The organism is Pararhodospirillum photometricum DSM 122, assembly GCF_000284415.1.
GTDB classification, from domain to species: domain Bacteria; phylum Pseudomonadota; class Alphaproteobacteria; order Rhodospirillales; family Rhodospirillaceae; genus Pararhodospirillum; species Pararhodospirillum photometricum.
On record NC_017059.1, the window covers coordinates 3,243,835 to 3,258,127 of the forward strand.

Sequence of the window (14,293 nt, forward strand, 5' to 3'; positions counted from 1 at the left end):
GCAAGAACAAGGCTGGGGAGGCGGGCCACCCCTCGGTCCCTTGAGGGGTGTCTCCGTCGCTCCTGTTCCAAGAGAGACGCTTCCATGACCGATCCTGTTGTTACCGAGCATCACGAAATCCCCGGCCTTGGTATTGAAGTCCTGGAGTGGCGCACCCTGGGCGGCATGACCCAGCCGGCTGGGTTGTTGGCGCTGGCCCTGGTGCGTCAGGCCGGGTTGCCGGTGCGCCAAGTCCGCCTGACCTTGAACAACAGTGCGGTGATTCTGGAAGCCGGGGCCTTGCAGGCGTGGTGGGGGCGGCTGGAAGTCGAGAACTCCCTGCCGGCCGGCAAGGTTCTGGGCCGTTTGTTTGGCGCGGCCATGAGTGGCGAAACTATTTTTCGTCCGCGCTATACCGGGACGGGGGTGGTGCTCACCGAGCCGTCGTTCCAATGCGTGGTCCTGGTTGGCCTGGATCATGAATCGGTGATCGTGGACCAGGGCCTGTTTTTGGCCTGTTCCGGTGAGATCGAGGTCGGGGCCGAGATCCAACGCAGTGCCAGCGCCTTGGTGTTTGGCGGCGAGGGGCTGGTGCAGACCCGCTTGACGGGGACCGGCATTGCCGTTTTGCAATCGCCCGTGCCCGACGCCGAATTGATCAAGGTCACGCTGGCGGCCGGCGAGACCATGGCGGTGGATGGGCCGTTTGCCGTGCTGCGCTCCGATACGGTGCGCTTTACCGTGGGCAAAAGCTCCAAGTCGTGGATCGGCACCGCGGTATCGGGCGAGGGCTTGATGCAGACCTTCCAAGGGCCGGGCGATGTGTGGCTGTCGCCGCTCCACCCCGTCTATGCCGGCTTCCCCACCTTGATGCCGCCCCTGGTCCCGCCTGCGGGGGGATGAGGGGGCTGGGGAAGCGAGCCTCCCCTGCCTTTTCTTCAAGGACCCTGCCATGAGTGCCTATTGCGACAGCGCTCCCGGCCACCCGCTGCACGGCCCCTACCACGACACCGAATACGGCGTGCCGCAGACCGACGAGACCGTGTTATTCGAGCGTCTGTGTTTGGAGATCTTCCAGGCGGGTCTGTCCTGGGAACTGATCTTGAAGCGCCGGGCCGGCCTGGGGGAGGCCCTGGCCGGTTTTGATGTGGACACCCTGGCCGGCTGGGGCGAGGCCGATGTGGAGCGCCTTGTGACCGACCCTCGGCTGATCCGCAACCGCCGCAAGATTGCAGCCCTCTTGGAAAACGCCCGGCGCGTACAGGCTCTGCGCCTCAGCCATGGGCACTTCGCCGGCTGGATTCGCGCTCACCATCCCTTGCCACTCGCCGATTGGGTGCGCTTGTTTCGCCGCACGTTTTTGTTCACGGGGCCCGAGGTGGTCAACGAGTTCCTGATGAGCCTGGGCGTGCTGCCTGGAGCACACCGGGACGACTGCCCCGTGGCCCGCCATCTGGCGACCCTGCCTTCCCCATGGGAGACCTGACCCGGCCCCAAAAGGAAAAGAGGGCAAGACCAGCAGCCTTGCCCCCCCCTTGTGCCGGTCCCAACCGACGCCACCCCTGTTTTTTTAAGGGGTCGGCCGGATCCCAACACCCATCGGTATCCTTCCGCCCCGTTTTTTTTATGCTGTCAGGGTTGGGGATGCCCCCTCCCTTCTTTTTAGTGCCGGCCCTTTTGGCCGGATTTTTTTCTGGCAACGATGCCGCCGTTGATCGGCGATCTCCTCCCAAAACTCGGGCTTTTCGCCAAAATCCCTCGTCGTCCGGAGACCCCGGGCGCCGGCGGATCTTTTTGCCGCCCCCCCTTTCTTCAGGGGTGGATTGCACTATACGCATGCCCCGGGGGGCTGTCACGCGAAATCGGCCCCGTTGTACCGAAAATCTGTCGGAACAGTTGTGCGCCGCCGAACCCGGAGCTGCGGGATGGCTGGTCTATCTCCTTCTGGCGGTGTTCTTTCGGGGGACAGGGCGTGATACACTGGACGAAAGCCAGGGGGTGGCCCCAAAAGGAGAGACGGTCATGCGACACACCGCGATCATGCTGGGGCTCCTCCTGGGCTTGGGCGGCGCCGAGGCCGCGCTGGCGGTGACGGGAGTCGCGCCAGTGGTCGGCGAGAGGGGGGCGCTCATCCCCGTGCGCCAGCCCCAAGCTCCCATGGCCTATCCGCCGGAAACCTACGCGCCGCCCGGTGTGGAAGACACCGCGCCCTCTGGGGTGTATGTGGTGCCGCCCGGGGTTTACGTCGTGCCCTCGCCTCAGCGCCCCTCGGTCACGCCGTCGTCGCCGTTTCCCAGCGAGGCCCCGGCCCGGCCGCCGCGCTCCTATACCCCGTCATCGCCGTTTCCCTCGGAGTCGCGTCAGGAACCGGCCTATCGTCCGGCGCCGTCGTTTCCGGTCGCGCCCCCAGTTAGTTCCCAGCCCGTGATGGTGCAGCCCTGGCCAGTGCGCGTGTCCGTGGTGGACTGCCGGGCTTTGCTGCCGTCCTCCATGATGCCGGGCGAGGTGCGGGGATCCCGCGAGGCCTCGTTCACCCTGACCCTGTCCGTGGATCCGGGGGCCGGCGGCGGGCGGCCCGGTCGCACCACGCCGCCCCGGGTGCCCGTGGGCCTTGATGTGGGGTCGGGAGGCTATCTCGCGGTCGAGGGGATCCCCCTGGACAGTGGAGAAGTCAGGCGTGTGGTGAATGCGTGCCGGGCATTTTTGGCGGGGCGCTAGAGGGAAAGACTCTCCCTCCGGCCCTTTGGCGTGGCGACAGGCAGCGGCTGGCAAACGGAGGCGAGGATGAACTGGGCCTTGGTGATGGTGTGGGGGGCGGTGGTCGCGGCCGCCGTAGCCCTGGGCGTTCACTGGGAGGGGCAAAAAAACCCGCCGGCCCCGGCGCCGGCCTATCCCTTGCCGGCCCAGCCCCCCGGACGCCTGCCCCTTTTATGGCGTCGCTTCCCCGCAAGGCCCGGGGGGATCTTCCGCGCCGACTCGGGCGACGCGGGGCCGGTCCAGGCAGGTCGGCAGGGGGGCTGGCCATTTCAGGTTATTTAATTTATTTTAAACCCGATATGAGGGTGATGCGGCTTTTTCTTGACGATCCTGACGGCCTCTGATCGTCTGATGGCGCGATCGGCTCGAAACGGGCGGTGTTTCAATAAGATGACCACTTCCCGCCGAGGAGGTGGTGTTGGCCCGGTGTGTTGTTCGAGCAACAGTTGGTCCAAAACGGTGATGGCCGCGTCCACACACCCATTGAGCTTCCCGCCCCTTCTCATGAAACTTTTGCCACCCCGGCCCTTCTTAAGTCCCGGGGCCGTGACCTGGGCAGTGGTCACGGGACCACCTCTTTTTTCGGACCCTGCCGCGTGTGCGGCGATCCCGGGCTTTCCAGGAAGCAGGGATCCAATCCGGAACCGGCGCCCCGGGGGCGGGACGCTGGACCCACCTTGAGAACCGAGCGAGGGATCGACCCCGGCAACGGACCGGGATCCTTTGAGAGCTTTTTTTGGTCGCGATGCCCAACGCGGGTATCCCGGCGGGAAAGCCAGTCGGACAGAAACGAAAAGAGCCGCGTGGCCTCGGGCCCCGACCAACGGTCGGGCAGGGGGAAAGCGAGGCAAGGAGACAGCCGATGAGACTTATCCTGACCGCGCTGATGGCGTTGGTACCAGTGGTGACGATGATGGGATCCGCACAGGCGGCGACACCACTGATCGACATGATCCGGGGCGGGCGGGCGGAGTTGCCGCAAGACATCCGCATCGCCCCGGGATCGCTGGTCGTGTCGCGCCAGGACATGTTGTGCCTGGCCCTCAACGATTACTGGGAGGCTCGCGGCGAATCGCTGCGTGGCCGGGTGGCGGTGGCCCAGGTGGTCTTGAACCGCGCCCGTGACCCCCGGTTCCCCAAGACGCTCTGCGAGGTGATCGCCGATGAGCGGGGAAGCGGGCTGCATGGATGCCAGTTTTCCTGGTTTTGCGACGGCAGATCCGACGTGCCCACCGACACCGCCGCGTGGCGATCTTCGGTGCTTCTGGCCTTGTCGGTCCTCAGGCGTGACAACGCCATCAACGATCCCTCGGGCGGGGCCATCTGGTATCACAACACCAAGGTCCGGCCCGACTGGTCCCGGCGCGTCGAGCGAACCGTGCGCATCGGCGGCCACATCTTTTACAAGGATCCCCTGGACGCGGGCGCGACGCAGGCCGCCCAACGACCACTGGCGTCCGAAACGGATCTGGTGGCGGAGACCAAACCCGTGCCGACGACCTTTGCCGACTGGATCGACGGCTCCCGTCAAGGCCCCCGCCCCGGGCTTAAACCGTATTACCTAGCAGGCAAGCGATGAGGCCGGGTCCTTGCCGTTTTTCTCCTCCCCCGGCCTGAGGGCTCTGGGGAGGCTGTGCTTCCCCACCCTTCCTTTTTTCTTCTTTTGTGGCCCCCCGGCCCAGGATTGTCGCCTTCTTCCCGAGCCTCCCCTTGATCGGGCGCCCCGCGCGCGGTAGCCTCATGCCCTTTTTGAGAGGCCTGCCGGCCTCGTGACGGGTGGACTGGGAACAAAGTGTCATGGCAATGAGAGCAGACGGATACCGCGTGGCGGTGGTCGGGGCAACGGGCAACGTCGGCCGCGAAATGCTGACCATCCTCGACGAGCGCGCCTTTCCGGTGAAGGAAGTGGTCGCGCTGGCGTCGTCGCGGTCTGTCGGACGCGAGGTGTCGTTCGGGGAAGACGCGGTGCTCAAGGTGCGCGACCTCGCGACCTTCGACTTCACCGGGGTCGATATCGCCCTCAGTTCGCCGGGCGCCAAGGTGTCGGCGGCGTTCGCCCCCCGGGCGGCGGCGGCGGGCTGCGTGGTGATCGACAACACCAGCCACTTTCGCATGGATCCCGATGTGCCGCTGGTGGTGCCCGAGGTCAATCCCGAGGCCATCGCCCGCTTTCGCAAGCGCCACATCATCGCCAACCCGAATTGCTCGACCATCCAGATGGTGGTGGCTCTCAAGCCCTTGCATGACGCCTTCAAGATCAAGCGGGTCGTGGTCAGCACGTATCAATCCGTATCGGGCGCCGGCAAGGAGGCGATGGACGAGCTGTTCAATCAGACCAAGGGAATCTACGTGAACCAGCCGGCCACCGATTTCCAGGAGATCTTTACCAAGCAGATCGCCTTCAACGTCATTCCCCACATCGACGTCTTCATGGACGACGGCGCGACTAAGGAAGAGTGGAAGATGGCGGTCGAGACCAACAAGATTCTCGATCCCGATATTCGGGTGCACGCCAACTGTGCCCGCGTGCCGGTGTTCTGCGGCCACTCGGAATATGTGAGCATCGAGACGGAACAGCCGATCACCGACGCCGCCGCCCGGAAGGTGCTCCAAAACGCGCCCGGCATCGTGGTCGTCGATCACCGCGCCAACGAAGGCTATGTCACCCCCGTGGAATGTGCCGGCGAGGATGCGGTGTATGTGTCGCGTCTGCGCAAGGATCGCACCGTGGACAATGGCCTGTCGTTCTGGTGCGTGGCCGATAACCTGCGCAAGGGCGCCGCGCTCAACGCGGTGCAGATCGCCGAGGTTCTGGCGCGCGATTATCTCGACGCCTGATTGACAAAAGAAGGCTGGGGAGGCGGGCCTCCCCAGACCCCTGTTACAGGTCCAAGTGGCGCTCGGCCGGGGCCGGGCCAAGGTCTTTTTGCTGGCGGACCAGTGGTTCGTTGGGCTGAAGGTCGGCGTCCCAGGGGAAGAGCAGCCACACATCCTGGCGCACCGCCACGACAAAGCTGTCCACCTCGGCTTGGCCCTCGGGCTTGGCATACACGGTGGCCATGTGCGCCTTGGGCAGCATCTTGCGCACCGCTCGGGCGGTGACGCCGCTGTCCACAAGGTCGTCAATGACCAGCCATCCCTCCCCGTCGCCGACCAGGGCGCGGTTGAGGTCCTTCAGGACTTTGACCTCGCCTTGGGAGCGGTCGTCGTAGGAGGCGACGCCGACGCTCTCCACAACGCGGATGTCGAGTTCGCGGGCAATGATCGAGCTGGGGATCAGGCCGCCGCGGGTCACGGCGACGATGCCCTTGAAGGGGCCGCGGCTCATCAGGCGGTGGGCCAGCGCGCGGGAGTCGCGATGGAACAATTCCCAGGCGATGGGAATGTAAAGGGCGCTGGTATAGTCCCTGGTCTGCATGGTGGGGTCCGTCTGTGCGTGGAAACGGGGGCGAGCAATCTTTCTTTTTAGCCCGATCCCTTGCTGGGGGGGAATAAAAAAGGGAAGGCTGGGGAGGCGGGCCTCCCCAGACCCCACGGTCCCGCTGGCCCTTCACCTTGAGGGAGGCCCCAGGATTGGAGGGGTCTGGGGAGGCCCGCCTCCCCAGCCTTCCCTTCCCCTTCATTACTCACTGGAAACCCCGCGAAAGACTGGACGCGCTCGGGCCGCTCGGAGACACTCGGCGCCAAGACAAAGGCGAGCAAGGAGGGAGAAAATGCGACCATGCTGACCTCCAGGGTGTCACGGCGGGGCTTGGTGACGGCCCCCCATCATCTGGCGGCCCAGGCGGGCCTCGCGGTGCTGCGCGAGGGGGGCAACGCCATCGAGGCGGCGGTGGCCGCTGCGGCCACGGCGGCGGTGGTGTGTCCGCATCGCGCCAGCCTGGGGGGGGATGGTGTCTGGATGATCCATGAGCCCGGACGGCCCCCGGTGTCCATTGATGCCGGCGGCGCCGCCGGAGCCGGCGTGACCGCCGCCGCCCTGCGGGCCCGGGGCTTGACCCGGATTCCCGCTCAAGGCCCCGATGCCGGCTGTACCGTCGCCGGCTGTCTCTCAGGCTGGCAATCGGCCCTTGATCTCTCGTCGCGCTGGGGGGGCACCTTGCCGCTGGCCCGCTTGTTGGCCGAGGCTATCGACCACGCCCAGGGGGGCGTGCCCGTGGCCCCCGAGCAGGAACGCTGCTTGCGGCGCATGCTGGGCGGGTTGAAGGATCAGCCGGGGTTTTGTCCGCGCTTCCTGGATGCCGAGGGCCGAGTGCCCCGGGCCGGAAGTCTGGTGAGCCAGCCGGCCCTGGCCCGCACCTTGGAAAGCCTGGCGGGCGAGGGACTGGACGGGTTTTATCGCGGCAGCCTGGGCCAGCGGGTGGCCGCTGATCTGCGAACCTGTGGGGCGTTGGTCGGGGCGGGGGACTTGGCACGCCATCGCCCGGTGCGCCGCCGGCCGCTCGCCCTGGCCTTGGGGATCGACGGTCCCGTGGTCTGGGTCCCGCCGCCCCCCACTCAGGGGTTGGCCACCTTGATCTTGCTGGGCATCTTTCAGCGCGCCCAGGGGCGGGGGCCGGACGATCCGGCCTTCGTCCAGTCCTTGAGCAACGCCGCCTTGATTGCCGCGCGCATCCGCGACACCCGCCTGGGCGATCCCCGGGCCATGGGCGTCCACGCCTCCACCTATCTCTCGGCGCGCATTTTGGATGATTTCGCCCTGGGCTTGGATCCCACGTCGCCCGGGGTCTTGCTCACCGGAGAGGGCGAGGGCACGCGAGGTGTTCTCCCAGAGGGCGAAGGCTTCTGGATTGGCGCCGCCGATCGGGAGGGCCGGGTGGTCAGTTACACCCAAGGCCTGGGCCGGGGGTTCGGCTCGGGGCTGGTCCTGCCCGAGACCGGGCTGGTCTGGCATGGGCATGGCGCCGCCTTTACCCTCGGCGACGAGGGGCCCACCGCCCTGGCGCCCGGCCGCAAGCCGCTCCACCCCCTGACCCCGACCCTGGCCCGCCTGCGAGATGGTCGGGTCCTGGCGCTGGGGGCCATGGGCGGATTGGCGCAGCCCCTGATCTTGGCCGGCGTGTTCGCCCGGGCGGTCTTGTTCGGCCAGGACCTGCAAGCCGCGATCACCGCGCCGCGCTGGCGGCTCGATGGCCCGGGGCCGGGACGTGGCGTCAGTCTGTTTGGCGAAAACCGCCTGTCGCCGGCCATGGTCGCCGGCCTGCGAACGATGGGATACACCGTGACCTTGGGCGATCCGTTCGACGAAGGGGTCGGGCAGGCCGGCGGCCTCATCGCGCACCCGGACGGGACCTTGGAGGGCGCCATGGATCCCCGAGGCGATGGCACTGTGGCGACGTGGTGATGGCGCCGCGGCGTCGTGGCAAAGGTCCGAGGGGTCTGGGGAGTTGTATAGACCGGAGATATCTCTGACAGGTGTACGAAGACATGTCTGACACTTTCGGCAAACCGATACGGGAGCATTGCGATGCCGTAGCAATCAAGCCGTGGGGGGCGCTGGTCGTAAAAGGCACCGAACTGATCACCGCATCGTGCCCCGTCACCAGGGCGGCCCCGGCGCTTCACGCACAGCCAGCGCCCAGCGGATCACCGGGTCACTCTCAACCCGGTAGGAGGCCACCGCCCCCACCACCGCCCCCGGCGTCGCCGCAATCGCACCGGCATGCGTCTCGCTGAACTGATCCGTCAGCAAAAACTCATCAAGGATCATGGGGCGCCCCGCTCTGTGGGTGTCTGTGACCAGGGAAACCTCCTGAAGAAGCCGAAAAAAAAGAGAAAGAAAGGCCGGGGAGGCTCGCCTCCCCAGACCCCTCGTTCCGTTTGGTTCTTCAGGCCCGGCCGAGCCGCATACAAAAAGGAGGCAGAGGGCGTCTCCGTCACAACACCCGGACCGCAGACCATCCCCGTTTCAGGTTCATCCCTGCGCATGCAGGGGATACGGGGCGAAGGGGACCAAGACGATGTCCGACAGGGGTTCATCCCTGCGCATGCAGGGGATACGTGTGATAGCCATATCCAATACCCCCTATTAGGGGTTCATCCCTGCGCATGCAGGGGATACGCTGCGGCATACCCTGGGGGGCGCACCCCCGAGGGTTCATCCCTGCGCATGCAGGGGATACATTGCTTGGTTCCCCGAGACCAGGGCCGCAGAGGGTTCATCCCTGCGCATGCAGGGGATACCAGACGCGACCACGCCGTCGCCGCCGTCGCAGCGGTTCATCCCTGCGCATGCAGGGGATACCCTCATTGTAAGGGATTGACCCGAATGAGGGATTGCATCAAGGACTTTCAGCGTTCTTGGGGGGTGTTGTCAAGGGGGCAATGGTGAGGTGTTTTACAAAGGGGGGAAAGGGGGAAGGAAAGGATCGGGAGGGAGTGCTGCGCGTTTATTTTATAGGATATCCTGCGCCATATCTTGAGCGGCAAGCGGCCTTTGAGTGTCTGAAGGCGCTGGAGTGAGCTGGTGGGGGAACAGCTTGCGGCATCCCTCCCTTAACAGACCGAGGGGTCTGGGGAGGCCGCGCCTCCCCAGCCTTTCCTTCTTCCCCTTCCCTTCCCCTTCCCCTCTCCAGGCGCTGGCACGGCTTGACRCCGTTCAACCCGGTCGAACGGTGTCAAGCCGTGCCAGCGCCTGGGCCAGAACGGCGGTCTCGGGCACCAGGGCCACGCGCAGGCGATGGCGACCTGGGGTATCCTTCTGCCCGGGGTCGGGGCTCATGGTGGCGCCGGGCAAGGTTTTCAGCCCCACCTCCCGCCACAGCCGCAGGGCCGCCGCTTCGCCGGTATCGCCCCAGGGGCGGGCGTCCAGCCACAGGAAAAACCCGCCAGCCGGGCGGAAAAAACCCGGGTGGTCGGCCAGATGCTGGGCCGCCAGAGTGATCTTGGCGCGGTAGAGGGCCCGGTTGGCCTCCACGTGGGCTTCGTCGTCCCACAAGGCGGCGCTCGCTTCTTGCACGGGCAAGGGCAAGCCCGCGCCGCCGTAAGCCCGCAGCCGCAGGAAGGCCGCGACCAACGTCGGATCGCCGGCAATGAAGCCCGAGCGTAGCCCGGCCGCGTTCGAGCGCTTGGACAAGCTGTTGAGCACTAGCACATTGGCCAGACTACCGCCCAGCTCCCGGCACGCCTCCAGCACGCCGGTCGGCGGCGCCGCGTCGTAGATCTCGGAATAGCACTCGTCGGCCACCAGCACGATGTCATGGGCCCGGGCCAGGGTGATCACCTGCTTCCAGGTTTCCAGGGAGACCAAGGCGCCCTGGGGATTGGCCGGCGAGCACAGGAACATCAGGCGGGCCCGCGCCAAGGTGGCCTCGGGCAGCGCCGTGAAGTCGGGCAAGAAGCCACTGGCCTCGGTGGCCGGCACCGCGACCGGCTGGGCCCCGTTCATCAAGGTGGCGCCAAGGTAGGGCAGATAGGACGGATCGGGCATCAGCACCAGCGGCCGCTCCGGGCCCGGGACGTCCTCAATCACCAACTGGCCCACCATGTATAGCGCCTCGCGGGTGCCGCTGGCTGGGATGACCGCCGCCGGGTCGATCATGCCCTGGGGCAGGGCATAGCGCCGGGTCAGCCAGTCGGTGACCGCCGCCTTCCAGCGCGGCGTGCCGGCCGCCGGAGGGTAGGCGCGCCACAGATCCGCATGGCAGGCCAGGACCTCGCGCACCAGGGGCGGCGTGGGATGCTGCGGTTCACCGATGGATAGGTCAATGGGGGACTGGCCCGGGACGATCCCCTCCAGCAAGGCGGCCAGACGCCGGAAGGGGTAGTCGGGCAGGGTGCCGAGGCGGGGATTAAGCATCACGATCATCCAAATAAAATCAGGTCACGCCGGGCAGGGAGCCCAGGAAGGGAGGGCGGGAGCGCTGGGCAGGCTCACCTTTCGGGGACAAGGGGCGTGATTCGTTTGAAGCAAGATCCCGGCGGGCTGGGGCGGTCGGCCGGGCAGGGGCCTTGTCGCTCAAGGCGCGAGGGGCCGGCACAAGGTGTCCACGGCATCGGCCAGACCCACGCGCCGCGGGCGGCGCAGGCGCTCGGCGCGCAAGATGGCGCGCACGTCGTCGATGGTGCGGGCCAGATCGTCGTTGATCAGCACATAGCCATATTCGGCATAGTGGCTGATTTCCTCGCGGGCCAGGGCCATGCGCTGGGCGATCACCGGCTCGCTGTCCTGGGCGCGGGCGCGCAATCGCCGTTCCAGCTCGGGCAGGCTGGGCGGCAGCAAAAAGATGCTGACCATGTCGGCGCGGGCTTTGGCGGCCAGTTGGCGCATGCCCTGCCAGTCGATGTCAAACAACACATCGCGCCCGGCGGCCAGGGCGGCTTCAATGGGGGCGCGCGGCGAGCCGTAGTGCTTGCCATAGACGCCGGCGTGCTCCAGCAAACCGTCCTCGGCAACCAGGGCGGCGAAGCGGGCCTCGTCGATGAAGTGGTAGTGGATGGCGTCGCGCTCGCCCGGACGCGGCGCCCGGGTGGTGACGCTCACCGACAAGCTCAGGTCGGGATCACTCTCAAGGAGGGCGCGGGCGATGGTGGACTTGCCCGTGCCAGATGGCGAGGACAGCACCAGCAGCAGGCCCCGGCGCGAGGGAAGGGGACAGGCGGTCATGGGCGGCCTTATTCGAGGTTGAGGAGTTGTTCACGGAACTGGTCGATGACGGCCTTCATCTCCAGGCCCACCCGGGTCAGGGCAATGTCCTGGGCCTTGGAACACAAGGTGTTGGCCTCCCGATTCAGTTCCTGGGACAAGAAGTCCAGGCGTCGGCCAATGGGGCCGCCCTGGTCCAGCAAATCGCGGGCACCCGCGATATGGGCCTGCAAGCGGTCCAACTCCTCGCGCACGTCGGCCTTGACGGCGAGCAGGGCCACCTCCTGGGCCAGTCGGTCCTCTGGCAGACGGTCGGGGGCCAGGGCCAGCAGGTCGGCCACCTGACGGCGCAGGCGCTCGCGCTGGGCCTCGGGGCGCAGGGACTCGGTGGCGGCGGCCTCGGTGGTCAGGACGGCCAGACGGTCGAGATGGCCGTGCAGCAGGGTTCCCAGGCGGGTTCCCTCTTCGGCGCGGGATTGTTGGAAAGCCTCCAGCGCCTGGGCCAAACTGGCCAGCAAGGTGGTCTCGCGGGTGCGGCGGGTGGCTTCATCTTCCGGGGGCTCGGCCACCGGTTCCAAAACCCCGCGCAGGGCCAGCAAGCCATCGAGCCGGGCCGGCTTGACCCCGGCGCCCCGGGCCTTGGCGGCAAGGGCGATGGCCTGATGCAACAGGCCTTCGTTCAAGCGCCATTGCGGCTCGGGTGCTGGGGTGTCCAGGGACAGGGTCAGGGAGAGGGAGCCCCGGGCCACCCGTTCGCTCACCAAGCGGCGCACCGGCTGGTCGAGGGTGTCGCTGCCGGGGGGCAGGCGCAGGCGCAGATCCAGGCTCTTGCCATTGACGCCGCGCACCTCCCACGTCCAGCCCAGGGTGCCCTGGCGGTCTTGGACCCGGGCAAAACCGGTCATGCTAGACAAGGTCATGGGGGGCTCCACGCGGCCACAAGAATAGGGGCCGCCCCATGCGAGACGGGGCGACGTTTTCTTATACCCCCGGGTCCCCCCTGCGGCAACCGGGGCGTGGTGCCGGGCCCTAGGAACGCAAGGCGGCCCTAGCTTTGCCTATTCCGTCTCCCGAAGCCCCGGGGCGCTGGCCAGAAGAGCTTCGACGAACGCCGGCACCACACCAGTGGCTGGGCCGTGGTGGCACTCATGAAACAAGCTCGCACCGTGGCTGGGCTCCAGGTTCAGCTCGACCGTTCGGGCGCCGGCGCGCCGGGCCAGCGAGACGAAGCCCGCCGCCGGATACACCGTTCCCGAGGTGCCAATGGACACGAATACGCCACAGGCCGTCAGCGCCGCCTCGATGCGCTCCATCTCCAGGGGCATCTCGCCAAACCAGACCACGTGCGGGCGTAACGTCGCCTCGGCGCCACACGAGGGGCAGCGGTCCTCCAGCCCCAGGTCATCGGCCCAGGGGAGCACAGCGTCGCAGGCGGCGCAGCGGGCCTTGAGCAACTCGCCGTGCATGTGCAACGGGGCCGGGGAGCCAGCCCGCTCGTGCAGGTCGTCGATGTTTTGGGTGACCAGCAGCACCTCGGCCGGCCACAGGCGTTCAAGTCGAGCCAGCGCGAGGTGGGCGGCGTTGGGCACGACCTCGGGATCGCGTAAGCCGTGGCGCCGGGCGTTGTAAAAGGCATGGACTTTGACGGGATCGCGCTCGAACCCCTCGGGGGTGGCGACGTCTTCCAGGCGCACGCGCGACCAGACGCCATCGGCATCACGGAAGGTATCAAGGCCGCTCTCGCGGGAGATGCCGGCGCCGGTCAGAAGGACCAGGGACGGGATAGCAGAGGCTCGGGACATGAGAGGTCCTGGGTTGGAGAGAAAGAAGGACGCCACGCGGCAAGGGAGACGCCGAAGAGGGGCCCATCGACCGAGGGGGCGAAAGGTCGCGCCTCCCCAGCCTTCTCTTCTCTCCCTCAGCATCAGGCCCCCCCCCGCCGCAGGGCGGGCTCGCGATAAGTTGTCGCTCATGCTATGCCCGGGCCGGGGCAGAATTAAGGAAGTCCCCGCCGGAGGTGTCCATGCTCAAGGTCTTGTTTGTCTGTACCGGCAACATCTGCCGTTCCCCCACCGCCGAGGCGGTGTTGCGCCAGCAAGCGGCCCAGGCCGGGCTGGCCGAGCGCCTGAGTATTGAGAGCGCCGGCCTAGCCGCCTATCACGTGGGCGAGCCCCCCGATCGCCGCGCCCAGGCCACCGCCGCCCGCCACGGCTACGACATGAGCGCCCTGCGGGCCCGGCAGGTTCGCCCCGACGACATCGAGCGTTTTGACCTTCTGGTGGCGCTCGATCGGGGGCACCTTCACGCCCTCAGTCGGCAAGCTTCCCTTGATGCGCGCGACCGGGTGGTTCTCCTCATGGATTTCGCGCCCGATGTTCCGCGCGGCACCGATGTGCCCGATCCTTATTACGGCGCGCAGGCCGAGTTTGAGCGGGCGCTGGCCATGATTGAGGCCGGGTGCGCTGGCTTGCTCGCTCACCTTCGCGCGCGTTTGCCGTCGTGACCGGCGCTCGCCGCGAGGCGGCTGGAAAACCAATCAGGAAATTTGGGTTCTTCCCCTTGCACCGGCGCGAAAGGCTTCCCAGATCAATTTTGTGAGACGCGCGGTCGCCGATCCCTCCCGGTTCCCGAGGCCCTCACCCCGGCCAACACCCCTTTGCTTGAGCATGGCCGAAGGGGAAAACGCAGCCTAGCCCTCTGTGTGTTGGTCTCTCAAGGCCCCCGTCCCGGTCTCTCTCCACCGGCGGGGGCCTTCTAATTTTTGACCAAGCAAAAAACTAGGACTTTGCCCTTGCACCGCGTGGCCAGCGTTCCCAAGTCTAAGCGGTGAGGATGTCCCGGCCCCCGTTCCCTCCCGGTCGTCCGGTCCTCGCAAGCGGCCAGCCGCCCCTTCTGGAGCACAAGGGGGCAAACACAGTCTAGCCCTCTGTGTTTTGGTCTTGGTCAAGGCCCCCGATATCGGTCCCTCCTCTC

At 67.0% G+C, this 14,293-nt stretch carries 14 protein-coding genes and 1 CRISPR repeat array; of the genes, 8 read left to right on the top strand and 6 right to left on the bottom strand.

Annotated elements, in window-relative coordinates:
* The first annotated feature begins 84 nt into the window (after positions 1-84).
* The 6 genes from RSPPHO_RS14515 (at position 85) to RSPPHO_RS14540 (ending at position 5,574) form a co-directional block, all read left to right on the top strand.
* Positions 85-882 carry an AIM24 family protein gene (locus RSPPHO_RS14515; RefSeq protein ID WP_014415968.1) on the top strand — a complete coding sequence of 266 codons (798 nt, stop codon included), beginning with the start codon at positions 85-87 and terminating at the stop codon, positions 880-882.
* A gap of 49 nt (positions 883-931) precedes the next feature.
* The gene (locus tag RSPPHO_RS14520) at positions 932-1,465 is read left to right on the top strand and encodes a DNA-3-methyladenine glycosylase I (protein WP_014415969.1); all 534 of its coding nucleotides are present in this window, start codon (positions 932-934) and stop codon (positions 1,463-1,465) included.
* Between the two features lie 536 nt (positions 1,466-2,001).
* Positions 2,002-2,697 carry a hypothetical protein gene (locus RSPPHO_RS14525; protein ID WP_041795688.1) on the top strand — a complete coding sequence of 232 codons (696 nt, stop codon included), beginning with the start codon at positions 2,002-2,004 and terminating at the stop codon, positions 2,695-2,697.
* Positions 2,698-2,763: 66 nt separating this feature from the next.
* Positions 2,764-3,018, top strand: a complete 255-nt coding sequence (locus RSPPHO_RS14530; protein ID WP_041795690.1) for a hypothetical protein — start codon at positions 2,764-2,766, stop codon at positions 3,016-3,018.
* A gap of 580 nt (positions 3,019-3,598) precedes the next feature.
* Complete coding sequence (locus RSPPHO_RS14535) at positions 3,599-4,315, top strand: cell wall hydrolase (protein ID WP_157879262.1); 717 nt, start codon at positions 3,599-3,601, stop codon at positions 4,313-4,315.
* A 218-nt stretch (positions 4,316-4,533) separates the two neighbouring features.
* Positions 4,534-5,574, top strand: coding sequence for an aspartate-semialdehyde dehydrogenase (locus RSPPHO_RS14540; protein ID WP_081581803.1), 1,041 nt, complete (start codon positions 4,534-4,536; stop codon positions 5,572-5,574).
* A 43-nt stretch (positions 5,575-5,617) separates the two neighbouring features.
* Here RSPPHO_RS14540 and gpt read toward each other — a convergent pair whose 3' ends face one another.
* Complete coding sequence (gpt, locus tag RSPPHO_RS14545) at positions 5,618-6,154, bottom strand: xanthine phosphoribosyltransferase (protein WP_051013918.1); 537 nt, start codon at positions 6,152-6,154, stop codon at positions 5,618-5,620.
* A gap of 303 nt (positions 6,155-6,457) precedes the next feature.
* Between gpt and RSPPHO_RS14550 the strand changes: the two genes are divergently transcribed.
* Positions 6,458-8,080 (top strand): gamma-glutamyltransferase family protein, encoded by a 1,623-nt coding sequence (locus tag RSPPHO_RS14550; protein ID WP_014415975.1) that lies wholly within the window; start codon positions 6,458-6,460, stop codon positions 8,078-8,080.
* 195 nt (positions 8,081-8,275) lie between these two features.
* On the opposite strand, the gene RSPPHO_RS20230 is transcribed toward RSPPHO_RS14550, so the two are convergent.
* The 5 genes from RSPPHO_RS20230 to cobB form a co-directional block, all read right to left on the bottom strand.
* Positions 8,276-8,446 carry a hypothetical protein gene (locus RSPPHO_RS20230; RefSeq protein WP_014415976.1) on the bottom strand — a complete coding sequence of 57 codons (171 nt, stop codon included), beginning with the start codon at positions 8,444-8,446 and terminating at the stop codon, positions 8,276-8,278.
* A 200-nt stretch (positions 8,447-8,646) separates the two neighbouring features.
* Positions 8,647-8,980: a CRISPR direct-repeat array (repeat unit 29 nt; unit sequence GGGTTCATCCCTGCGCATGCAGGGGATAC).
* Between the two features lie 354 nt (positions 8,981-9,334).
* Positions 9,335-10,543 carry an aminotransferase class I/II-fold pyridoxal phosphate-dependent enzyme gene (locus RSPPHO_RS14555; protein ID WP_014415977.1) on the bottom strand — a complete coding sequence of 403 codons (1,209 nt, stop codon included), beginning with the start codon at positions 10,541-10,543 and terminating at the stop codon, positions 9,335-9,337.
* Between the two features lie 150 nt (positions 10,544-10,693).
* Positions 10,694-11,341: a guanylate kinase gene (gmk, locus tag RSPPHO_RS14560; protein ID WP_014415978.1), complete on the bottom strand. Its 648-nt coding sequence runs from the start codon at positions 11,339-11,341 to the stop codon at positions 10,694-10,696.
* Positions 11,342-11,349: 8 nt separating this feature from the next.
* A complete protein-coding gene (locus RSPPHO_RS14565) occupies positions 11,350-12,240 on the bottom strand; it encodes a YicC/YloC family endoribonuclease (RefSeq protein WP_041795691.1) in 891 nt (296 codons plus the stop codon).
* Between the two features lie 138 nt (positions 12,241-12,378).
* Positions 12,379-13,122 (bottom strand): Sir2 family NAD+-dependent deacetylase, encoded by a 744-nt coding sequence (gene cobB / locus RSPPHO_RS14570; RefSeq protein ID WP_041795693.1) that lies wholly within the window; start codon positions 13,120-13,122, stop codon positions 12,379-12,381.
* Between the two features lie 221 nt (positions 13,123-13,343).
* Between cobB and RSPPHO_RS14575 the strand changes: the two genes are divergently transcribed.
* The gene (locus tag RSPPHO_RS14575) at positions 13,344-13,823 is read left to right on the top strand and encodes a low molecular weight protein-tyrosine-phosphatase (RefSeq protein WP_041795700.1); all 480 of its coding nucleotides are present in this window, start codon (positions 13,344-13,346) and stop codon (positions 13,821-13,823) included.
* The last annotated feature ends 470 nt before the right edge of the window (positions 13,824-14,293 follow it).